Here is an 8,524-nt window from a genome sequence, read left to right as displayed (position 1 = left end):
GAAAATCTAGCGACAACCAGCTTGGGCAGGCCGAACTGAACGCGGCGCAGCGTCCGCGGCGGCCCGATATTTCGGGTGATGCGATTGCATCTCAGCAAGCCACACTATTGGCGAGGCCGGCGAGGGGAATCGCAGAAGCAGTGGTTACGGAACGGCCGCTTCTGGCGCAAAGCGGCCGGTCGCGAGATGGCCAGTTATGGGGCTTGGCGGAGAGGCCTGAACGACCGCCGTGAGAATGAGTTTGCGTCAGCTTGATTGGTTCAACCGCCACGAAAATTCGGCCGTCGCTTGGCTACGAAGGCGGAAATTCCTTCCTGCGCGTCGTCGGTATTGCTGGCGATGACGATCGAATTCTTTTCGGCGTCGAGCTGATCGGCCAGTCCCGTCTCGAACGACTGACGCAGCATCCGGCGTACGGCGCCGAACGCCCGGGTCGGGCCGGCCGCAAGCCTTGTGGCCAGGGAGGCAGCCTCGTTCTCCACTTGATCGTCGGGCGCCAGACGCGACACCAATCCGAAGTCGAGGGCTTCCTGCGCGGTGAGGCGGCGGTTCAACAGGAAGAGTTCTTGCGCGCGCCGCATCCCGACCATGCGCGGCAAGAACCAGGTATTGCCACCATCGGCCGTCAGGCCGAGCGCGCCATAGCCGAGCGCGAACCGCGCATCGTCGGCCGCCACGACAATGTCCGCGGCATAAAGCAGCCCCAATCCACCGCCACCAGTGCCGCCGCGCACCGCGGCGACCACCGGCGCGTCGATGCTGCTCAGCCTCTCGATTGCCAGGTGGTAGCTGTCGATCATGCGCCGCAGCCGGTTCGGCAGTTGGTCGCGCGCCGTTCCTGCGAACAGGCCAAGGTCGCCACCGACAGTAAAGTTCGGCCCGTTGCCGGCGATCAGGACGGCGCGGACATCTGGCCTTTCCGCAATCTGCGTTGCAACCTCGGCGAGATCGGCGGCCATGTTTTCGTCGATCGCGTTGCCGTTGTCAGGACGGTTCAGCCGCAAGGTCGCGACACCTTCTGTGAAATCGAGCAGCACGGTTCGGAGCCGGCTGGCGGCGTCATGCCAGCGCGCGGTGTCGGTATATTGCTCAAGCGACTTGATCCGTCCCTGATCGATTGCAATCAGATGCGCGAAGGCAGCATCGAGCGCGGCGCCACCTTGCTTGCCGCGGCCGCGATATCGGCCGGTTACCAGCAGGCGGCCGTCGGCGAGATCGAGAAATCGTTCCGGCTCGGCGCGCGCTTCGAAATGCCGGGCGATCGCGCCCCAGCCGTTTCGCGGTATCGCGGCGGGTCCGTCATGATCGCCGCCGATGCCGAACGGCATGCCCTCGGCGGTACGGCCGGTGAACTCCGGATGCAGCAGCGCGTCGAGCTGCGCGCGGTCGCCGGCGGCAAGTGCTGCGTAGAGCGCGCGGGCGAGACCGGCAGGGGTGACTTCGTCCATCCCGATGATCCTCCTATCGAATTCGCTGTTTTGGCGGCTGAATCGGAAAATCCGCTTGAAGCCTCCCACAGCCGATGCTATTATTAGAACGGTCAGTCGGATTATTTTTAGCCGAAGCCGTCCGTCTCCGCAAGAGAGCCCGGGCCGGCCGCGAAAGATGCAATGGGAGATGCAGCGATGAACGTGGTGCGGCGCGCGTCACAGTGGGGCGAATTGATCCGTCCCGACCGGGTGCACGGCTCGCTCTACACCGATCCCACCGTCTTCGAAGCCGAATTGCAGAACATCTGGTATTGCACCTGGGTCTATGTCGGGCACGAGAGCGAGGTGCCGAACGCGAACGACTACGTCGTCAAGTCGATCGGTCCGCAATCCGTGATCATGACCCGCGACGAGCGGGGCAAGATCAACCTGCTGCTCAATCGCTGCTCGCACCGCGGCAACCAGGTCTGCTCGTATGCCAAGGGCAACGCGCGCTCCTTTACATGCCCGTTCCATTCCTGGACCTTCGCCAATGACGGCCGTCTGGTCGGTTACGCTTTCCCCGACGGCTATGAAGGACAGGACAAATCGAAGCTTGCGCTCGGCCGCGTGACGCGGGTGCAGTCCTATCGCGGTTTCGTGTTCGGCTCGTTCGCGGCCGAAGGCCCGACGCTGGAAGAGCATCTCGGCGGTGCGGCCGAGACCATCGACCGCCTGGTCCGCTTCTCGCCGGAGGGCGAGGTCGAGGTCACCGCGGGCTTCCTCAAGCACCGCGTAAAAGCCAACTGGAAATTCATTCTGGAAAATGAATGCGACGGCTATCATCCAGCCTTCGTGCATTCCTCGATCTTCGGTGTCGCCGACAGCGCGATCGGCAAGCTCTATGGCGGCGCCTCGACCGCGGTGACGCGCGACTATGGCAACGGTCATACCGAGATCGATCTGCGTCCGGAATTCCGCAAGCGCGACGCGCCGATGAGCTGGTTTGGCACGACGGAGGAACGGCTGCCGGATTACACGGCGCGGATGAAGGCCGCCCATGGCGACAAGAAAGCGCGCGAGATCATGATCGACGGCACACCGCATGTGATGATCTTCCCGAACCTGTTCATTGCCGAGATCCAGATGTTCGTAATCCAGCCGCTGGCGGTCGATGACAGCGTGCAGCATGTCACGGCCTTGCAGTTCAAGGGCGCGCCCGACATGAACCGCCGTCTGCGCCAGCAAACCATGGGCTCGGTCGGCCCGGCCGGGTTGCTGCTCGCGGATGATTCCGAAATGTACGAGCGCTGCCATCGCGGCGTGCTGGCGCGCAATCCCGAATGGATTTTCCTCGGCCGAGGCGAGAAGCGCGAACGCCTGGACGATCTCGGCTTCAAGGTCGGTCACGTCACCGATGAAATCCCGTCGCGCGGCATCTGGCGCCACTATCGCAGCCTGATGGAGGCGGTGTGATGCTGTCGCGCGAAAGCAGTGCCACGTTGATATCAGCCGTAACGGCCTTCATCTACAAGGAAGCGCGGCTACAGGACGAGCACCAGTATGAAGCCTGGGAGGCGCTGTGGACCGACGACGGCGTCTACTGGGTGCCGGCCAACGGCGACGACGTCGATCCCGAAAAGGAAATGTCGATCATTTACGACAACCGTTCGCGCATTTCGCTGCGCATCAAGCAATTGCTGACGGGAAAACGCCACACCCAGACGCCGCAATCGCGGCTGCGGCGGTTGGTGTCCAACATCGAACTGCTGGACGACCAACCCGGCGGCGATATCGCGGTCGCCAGCAACAGCATGGTGTTCGAATCCAGCCTGCGTGACGACACAGTTTGGGCCGCCCGCAACGAATACCGGCTGCGCTATGTCGATGGCGAACTGCGAATGGCCTACAAGAAGGTGATCCTGGTCAACAATGAGAAAGCGCTGTTTACGCTTTCGTTCCTGATCTAGAGCGTTTTCAAGCGAAGTGGACTCCCGGTTCGCGTGAAGAAAACGCGTCAAAACAAGAATCTAGAGGCGGAAACTTGCCATGATCGATAAAGGTCCTGTTCTGCTTGATATCGCCGACGGCATCGCGCGGCTGCGCCTCAACCGTCCCGACGCCGCCAACGGTATGAGCGCCGAACTTCTCAGCGCGCTGTGCGACGCCATCATGGTCTGCCACGGCCAGGCCGATCTGCGCGTGCTTCTGCTGAGCGGCGAGGGCACGAATTTTTGCGCGGGCGGCGATATCAGAGCGTTTGCATCGAAGGGCGAAAAGCTGCCCGACTATATCAGGCAGGCCACGGCGTATCTGCAGAACGCGGTGACGGGGTTGCTGCGGCTGGAAGCGCCGGTGATTACCTCCGTGCAGGGCTTTGCCGCAGGCGGCGGTGGCTTCGGTCTCGTCTGTGCCTCCGATATCGTTATTGCCGGCGAATCCGCAAAATTCCTCGCGGGCGCGACGCGGGTCGCGATGGCGCCTGATGCGGGGGTATCCGTGACGCTGTCGCGCTTGGTCGGCTTGCGCCGGGCGATGTCGATCCTTCTCACCAATCCGGTGATTTCGGCGCCCGAGGCGCTGTCCATGGGCATCGTCACCAAAGTCGTTCCGGATGCCGAACTGGCCGAGGCCTCGCTCGCCATGGCGCGGGAACTGGCAGCCGGTGCACCGAAGGCGCTGGCCGCGACCAAGCGGCTGGTCTGGGCCGGGACCGGTACCAGCATCGAGCAGTGCCTGTCGGAGGAAGCACGAACCGTGTCCGAACTGTCAGGGATGGCCGATGCGCGCGAAGGGCTCGCCGCCGTCATCGAACGGCGCAAGCCCGTCTTCACGGGACGCTAGTCAGTGTCGGCCACAGCCACGCGCGCTTTCGGGCGGCTCGATGGCCGCCGCGCCTTCGTCTCGGGCGGCGCGAAGGGTATTGGTGCGGCGATCGTGCGAGGTTTTGCCGATGCCGGTGCTCACGTTGTGATCGCTGACCTCGATATCGAAACGGCATCCGGTCTTGCCGGGCAGGTCGGCGCGACCGCGGTCCGCCTTGATGTCGGCGACACCGGCATGGTGCAGGCGATCGTGGCGCAGCGCGGGCCGTTCGATATCGTCGTCAACAATGCCGGCGTCGACCAGCATGCGTTCTTCACCGATACGACGCCGGAAGATTGGGCGAGGTTGCTCGCGGTCAATCTGGTCTCGGCCTTTGCCTGCACCCACGCCGCGTTGCCGGCGATGCAGACGGTCGGGTTCGGGCGCATCATCAACGTCACCTCGGAAGCGGGCCGGCTAGGCTCCAAAGGTGGCGCGGTCTATTCCGCCGCCAAGGGCGGCGTGATCGCCTTCACCAAAAGCATTGCGCGCGAGAATGCGCGCTTCGGAATTACCGCCAATGCCATTGCGCCGGGACCGATCCGCACGCCGATGCTGGAGGCGGCCGTCGCCCAAGGCGGCGACAAGATCTTGCGCGCGATGACTGACGCCACGCTGTTGCGGCGGCTTGGCGAGCCCGAAGAAATAGCTGCCGCCGTCTTGTTCCTGGCGTCCGACCAGGCAGCGTACATCACCGGCGAGACCATCGGCGTATCGGGCGGCATGGGAGTGGGCGGCTGAGATGACGCGCGCAGGCGACGATATCGCGACGGCGCCGATCGATCTTGCGATCGCGCGTATCCGTGCGGTCTACCGAAACTGGAACCGTGATACGACCGTGGCCCGGATGCGCAGCGATTGGGATGCGGCCTTCGGAGGCAGCACCGCACCCGTGAAATACGAACGCGTCTCCGCCGGTGGCGTCGACGGCGAATGGATTATTCCGGCCGATGCACCAGAAGACAAGGCCATTCTCTATTTCCATGGCGGCGGCTTTCGCATCGGTTCGGTGGCCTCGCATCGCGAGCTGCTGGCGCAGATCGCACTCGCCGGCGGCTGCCGCGTGCTCGCCATCAACTATCGCCTTGCGCCGGAACACCGCTTTCCAGCCGCGCTGGACGATGCGCTTGCGGCCTATGGCTGGATGCTTGATCAAGGGCTGAAACCAGATAGCGTCGTCTTTGCCGGAGATTCCGCCGGCGGCAATCTCGTGCTCGCAGCCATGCTGGCCTTGCGCGAACGCGGCCTCCCGTTGCCGGTATCGGCGGTGCTGATGTCGCCATGGACCGATCTGGCGGCCACCGGCGCGAGTTACGTCAGCCGGGCCGAAGCCGACCCGATCCATCAGCGTCCGATGATCCTGGCGCTGGCAAAAAATTATCTGGGCGGGCAGGCCGATCCCTGTGATCCCCTGGTATCGCCGCTCTATGCCGACCTCAAGGGCTTGCCGCCGCTATTGATCCAGGTCGGCGACCGCGAAACGGTGCTGGACGATTCCGTCATGCTGGCGGATCTGGCGCGCGCCGCAGGTGTCGATGTTCATCTGGAGGTCTGGGACGGTATGATCCATGTCTTCCAGATGTTCGGAGCCGAGCTTCCCGAGGCGCATCGAGCCATCGCATCGATCGCCGGATTTCTTAATCTACACCTTCATATCAAGACCGAGAGGGCATCATCATGAACGTCAGGCCCGCCGATCCGCGCAGCCACTCCGACAGCGGATTCCATTTTTCGGAACAGCCGCAACTGTCAGATGAGCTGCGAATGCTGCGCGAGCAGGTTCGCCGCTTTGTCGAGAAGGAAGTGGTGCCGTACGGCGAGCAATGGGAGCGCGACGGCAAGATCCCGCGCGAAATCTATCGCCGCATGGGCGCGCTCGGCTTTCTCGGCATGCGCCACGCGGCCGAATATGGTGGCACCGATATGGGCCCGCTGGCGTCGATGGTGTGGGCCGAAGAACTCGGACGTTCGACCTTTGGCGGATTCACTTCCTCGGTGCTTGTTCATACCGACATGTCGGCGGTCCACATCACCCTGCGCGGCACGCCGGAGCAAAAGCAGAAATATCTTCCCGCGATCATCCGCGGCGAGACGATCTGTTCGATCGCGGTGACCGAGCCCGATGCGGGGTCCGATGTTGCCGGGCTGAAGACGCGGGCTCGCCGCGACGGCGATAGCTGGGTGATCAACGGCTCAAAGATGTTCATCACCAATGCGGTCTATGGCGACATCCTGATCGTCGCCGCGCGCACCGATCCAGCGGCCAAGGGCAGCCGCGGCATTTCGCTGTTCATCGTCGAGCGGACGACGCCGGGTATTTCCGTGACAAAACTCGACAAGCACGGCTGGCTTTGCTCGGACACCGCCGAGATCGGTTTTCAGGATGTTCGCATCCCCGCCGCAAACCTGCTCGGTGAGGAGAATCGTGGCTTCTACGGCATCATGGAAACCTTCGAGAATGAGCGGATCTGCATCGGCGGCATCTGCGCCGGCGAATCCGCCAAGGCGATCGAACTCACGACCAATTATGTGAAGACGCGTCAGGCGTTCGGCGGTCCCTTGTGGAACCAGCAGGCGGTGCGGCTCAAGCTCGCCTCGCTCGCGACCAAGGCCGCGGCGGCCCGGGCGCTGGCCTATCACGCGGCGGAACTTGTGGAGGCCGGTAAGCCCTGTCCGCGCGAAGTGTCGATGGTGAAGGCGCTGTCGCCGGAAGTGCTGCACGAGGTCGTGCATGGCTGCCTGCAACTGCATGGCGGCACCGGCTTCATGCGCGGTACCCCGATCGAGCGGATGGTGCGCGATGCGCGGGTGCTGACCATCGGCGGCGGGGCGACTGAGGTGATGCTGGAAGAGGTTGCTAAAAGGATGTGAGGCAGGTTCGGAACGGCGAGCTGCGCTCGCTTCTTCCTTCTCCCCTTGTGGGAGAAGGTGCCTTCGCACAGCGAAGGCGGATGAGGGGTATCTATCCGCCGAGAGATTTGTATCCGCGGAGACATACCCCTCACCCGTCACGAAGCGCGCTGCGCGCGTCCGTGCCACCCTCTGCCACAAGGGGAGGGGGGAAGTGCCACTGCCATCGCTAGTCCACCGGCTTGAAGCTCAGCGTCGAGAATTCGGCCTGCATGATTTGCAGCTTCTGGTTCGAGAAACGGACGCCGGGGCCGAAGCTGATCGGCGCCATAACGCCGGTCTCGAGGTTCTTGGTTTTCTCAAGCTCGGCAATGGTGCAGGCCCAGCTGACGTCCTTGCCACAGCGGCCGATCGCACCGAACAGTGTCCGGGCCGCGCCGTAGCCCGCCATCGTGTAACGGTTGATGCCCTTGAATTCGGCCTCCTGGAGCAGAGGCTTTGCCTTTTCGAGGAAGGCCTTTCCAGCGGGACCGGCGAACGGCTCGACGTAATCGACGGCATAAATTCCATCGCTGGCGGGCCCCATCAATTTGAGCACGACCTCGACGCGGCCTGGCCAGAAGATGCCGACGGTCGGCTTCACGCCGAGTTTCTCCATTTCCTTGATCATGGCCACGTTTTCGCCAATGATTCCGCCGGCAAGAAACACCTCGGCGCCGGAATCCTTCAGCCGGAGCATTTCAGAGGAAAAGTCCTGCTGTCCTTTCTTGTAGTTGCCGCTGTAAACGACGTTTAATTTCTTGTCTTTGACGACGGCGTCAAAGCCGTCGCGAACGGCAATTCCGTAGTCGTCATCCTGGGTGATGAGACCCCATTTCTTGCCGCTATTCTTCTGCGCAAGGTATTTGACCAGTGCCTGGATGCCTTCTTCATAGGCCTGTCCGACGATGAAGACATTCTTGCGCGGTGGTTCCCAAAGGGGCTTGACCGGCCCGACGCTGATGACCGTCGGAATTCCCGACTTTTCGAGCACCGGCATCGCCGCAATCGACTGCCCGGAACCGGAGATCCCGAGCAGCGCGAAGGCCTTGTCGACGTCGATAACTTTGCGGAGTCCTTGAATCGTTCGTGCGGTGACGTAACCGTCGTCTTCGAGAATGTACTTTATCTTGCGACCGTTGATACCGCCGGCGGCATTGATTTCGCCAATGGCAATCTTTACTCCGATGGTGTGAGCCACGCCAAGCAAGGCGGGCGGTCCCGTCAGGGGTTCGACGTCACCGATGACGATCTCGGTATCGGTGACGCCGGGGTCTGCAGCCAGGGCATGGCCACCCGTGAGATACGCCCCCGCGAGCAACAGCGAAGCCGTCGCCAGATATTTGATCATGATTTCCTCC

General features: G+C 62.9%; 8 protein-coding genes. 6 read left to right on the top strand and 2 right to left on the bottom strand.

Annotated elements, in window-relative coordinates; genetic code table 11:
- Positions 1-260: 260 nt before the first annotated feature.
- A complete protein-coding gene (locus tag ACSQ84_RS23885) occupies positions 261-1,448 on the bottom strand; it encodes an enoyl-CoA hydratase-related protein (protein ID WP_436214175.1) in 1,188 nt (395 codons plus the stop codon).
- 177 nt (positions 1,449-1,625) lie between these two features.
- Here ACSQ84_RS23885 and ACSQ84_RS23880 point away from each other — a divergent pair, with 177 nt between their 5' ends.
- The 6 genes from ACSQ84_RS23880 to ACSQ84_RS23855 all read left to right on the top strand — a co-directional run bounded on the left by ACSQ84_RS23880 (position 1,626) and on the right by ACSQ84_RS23855 (position 7,145).
- Positions 1,626-2,885 (top strand): aromatic ring-hydroxylating oxygenase subunit alpha, encoded by a 1,260-nt coding sequence (locus ACSQ84_RS23880; RefSeq protein WP_436214174.1) that lies wholly within the window; start codon positions 1,626-1,628, stop codon positions 2,883-2,885.
- A complete protein-coding gene (locus ACSQ84_RS23875) occupies positions 2,885-3,379 on the top strand; it encodes an aromatic-ring-hydroxylating dioxygenase subunit beta (RefSeq protein ID WP_436214173.1) in 495 nt (164 codons plus the stop codon). Before ACSQ84_RS23880 ends, ACSQ84_RS23875 begins: the two co-directional genes overlap by 1 nt.
- A gap of 79 nt (positions 3,380-3,458) precedes the next feature.
- A complete protein-coding gene (locus ACSQ84_RS23870) occupies positions 3,459-4,253 on the top strand; it encodes an enoyl-CoA hydratase/isomerase family protein (protein ID WP_436214172.1) in 795 nt (264 codons plus the stop codon).
- Between the two features lie 3 nt (positions 4,254-4,256).
- On the top strand, positions 4,257-5,015 hold the full coding sequence (locus tag ACSQ84_RS23865) for an SDR family NAD(P)-dependent oxidoreductase (protein ID WP_436214171.1): 759 nt from the start codon (positions 4,257-4,259) through the stop codon (positions 5,013-5,015).
- A gap of 1 nt (position 5,016) precedes the next feature.
- On the top strand, positions 5,017-5,955 hold the full coding sequence (locus ACSQ84_RS23860; RefSeq protein ID WP_436214170.1) for an alpha/beta hydrolase: 939 nt from the start codon (positions 5,017-5,019) through the stop codon (positions 5,953-5,955).
- Entirely contained in the window at positions 5,952-7,145 is a 1,194-nt protein-coding gene (locus ACSQ84_RS23855) for an acyl-CoA dehydrogenase family protein (protein WP_436214169.1), read from the top strand. The genes ACSQ84_RS23860 and ACSQ84_RS23855 overlap by 4 nt, the downstream gene beginning before the upstream one ends.
- A gap of 208 nt (positions 7,146-7,353) precedes the next feature.
- On the opposite strand, the gene ACSQ84_RS23850 is transcribed toward ACSQ84_RS23855, so the two are convergent.
- Complete coding sequence (locus ACSQ84_RS23850; protein WP_436214168.1) at positions 7,354-8,514, bottom strand: ABC transporter substrate-binding protein; 1,161 nt, start codon at positions 8,512-8,514, stop codon at positions 7,354-7,356.
- Positions 8,515-8,524: the final 10 nt, after the last annotated feature.

The sequence above is a fragment of the Bradyrhizobium sp. LjRoot220 genome (genome assembly GCF_964252915.1).
GTDB lineage: Bacteria > Pseudomonadota > Alphaproteobacteria > Rhizobiales > Xanthobacteraceae > Bradyrhizobium.
Note: the sequence above shows the minus strand (reverse complement) of the source record. Positions and strands in the feature narration are given on the sequence as shown.